Origin of the sequence: Vibrio sp., from assembly GCF_050299255.1 — a bacterium.
Classification (GTDB): domain Bacteria; phylum Pseudomonadota; class Gammaproteobacteria; order Enterobacterales; family Vibrionaceae; genus Vibrio.
Window position 1 is genome coordinate 1 of sequence record NZ_JBNKVP010000178.1, and the last position, 1,619, is coordinate 1,619.

At 46.6% G+C, this 1,619-nt stretch carries 2 protein-coding genes; both read right to left on the reverse strand.

All coding sequences use genetic code 11. The features are described 5' to 3' along the window. Positions 1–225: 225 nt before the first annotated feature. The gene (locus ACQY6F_RS18915) at positions 226–888 is read right to left on the reverse strand and encodes an IS630 family transposase (protein ID WP_428776666.1); all 663 of its coding nucleotides are present in this window, start codon (positions 886–888) and stop codon (positions 226–228) included. Positions 889–899: 11 nt separating this feature from the next. Further along, positions 900–1,352 (reverse strand): helix-turn-helix domain-containing protein, encoded by a 453-nt coding sequence (locus ACQY6F_RS18920; protein WP_428776668.1) that lies wholly within the window; start codon positions 1,350–1,352, stop codon positions 900–902. Positions 1,353–1,619 lie beyond the last annotated feature (267 nt).

Below are 1,619 nucleotides of genomic sequence, written 5' to 3' on the forward strand. Positions count from 1 at the left end.
TGGTTCAATTTAGACAAATATGCTTGCGCCCGTTCGTATTCAGGCGAATACATACCCAATGCGACAGCTTGTTCAAAATCACCCCGTGCTTTGTCCCACTCTTCGTCTTGATAATATAATTCTCCACGCCAATATAGTGTCAAAGAGTGGGGATGTTTATAGGCTTCAATCGACTTAGTACTCTGTTAAGTTAAATTCTTAATATTGCAGACACTGACTATCAAACTACCGGACTTTAACAATTGGATAAAGTCGCTTGAGCTTAATACGAGCATCAGCGCAGGTGAATTGCCAGTCAATACCCACTTGGCGCTCATTACGCTGGATTTCCCAAGCGGTCACTTGGGTGCGCACCTTGGCAATATCGACCTTGCGTCGTTTTAATGCCTGTCGGCGCAAAACAGATAACTCGCATTCAGCAATATTGAGCCAGCTGCCATGTTCCGGTGTGTAATGCCACTCCAGTTTGTCGGCAATTCTGCGGGCTTCAGCTGGGTCAAATCGTTCGTACAACGAGGCCATATGATGAATGTTCAAATTATCCAACACCAAAACAATCTTGTCTGCATCCGGATACACTTCATCAACTAATGACCGCAACACCTCAGCAAATTCAACCTTGCGGCGTTGCGCAAAAAGCCACGTCTTGCGAAATCCGGCTAACGGTTCGACGGCCAAAAAAAGAGAGCATTTCCCATGACGTTGATACTCATAATCTTCTCGAGTAGGTTGTCCTGGTTGCAGTGCGATTTCACCCCTTGGTGTTGACCGCAATGCTTTTTGAATCTCATCCAGACAAACCATTGGTCGTTTCGGGTCATACGGCCGTTCATAGACGGCAAGGACATCTTCCATTTTGGCGACAAAACGTGCCCCTGGTTTGGGCATACACCATGATTTTACTTGCCAAGGCTTAAGTTCATTTTTTTTAACGTCTCGCCCACCGTGACATGACTAATGCTCTCTACCACCTCGAGTTGCACCAGCCCATCAGCCAATAAGCGCAATGTCCACTGGTCGTGTCCTTCTGGTGGCTCACTGCACGTCAGAGCAATAAGTTGGGCTTCAACATCGCCGGTCATCTTCGTTACCGGACGGCCAGGTCGGGGGCTGTCGTACAAAGCTCTCTCCAGCCCTCCTTCAAAATAGCGTCGTTTGATATGGTTGACGGAGACGCTGGAGAGCATGGCCGCTTCGGCTACCTGGGCCAGGGTTCTTTTCTGACCCGAACTGCGATCCAATAGAAGGAGCACTCTGGCTCGACTGATCACTCTCGCCTTGTGCTCGCCCGACTTTATCAATTGTTCAAGTTCAGTTTTTTCATCTTGTGGAAGTTGGATATGTTTTGCCATTCCACAAGTTTATCCGATAATTCTTTTTATTAACAAATTTAGCTAACAGAGTACTAGCGGGCCACGAAGGGCAAAAATACAGTGGGAGGATTGCAAATCCTAGCCAAGTCAACTAATGACCACATCAAGAAGATTGGCATCTGTTGCCGCATGAACGATATAGTAAATCTGGCCATGATGAAGAAATGTTATGAGAAAAGCAAGCAAACTGAAAGCCAACGCCAATACTATTGCGGATTTCTTAACATCAAAAGAAGGCGCCATAAC

Coding starts and splice junctions, on each gene's coding strand:
- ACQY6F_RS18915 (WP_428776666.1), bottom strand. CDS start 888: ATGCCCAAACCAGGGGCACGTTTTGTCGCCAAAATGGAAGATGTCCTT.
- ACQY6F_RS18920 (WP_428776668.1), bottom strand. CDS start 1,352: ATGGCAAAACATATCCAACTTCCACAAGATGAAAAAACTGAACTTGAA.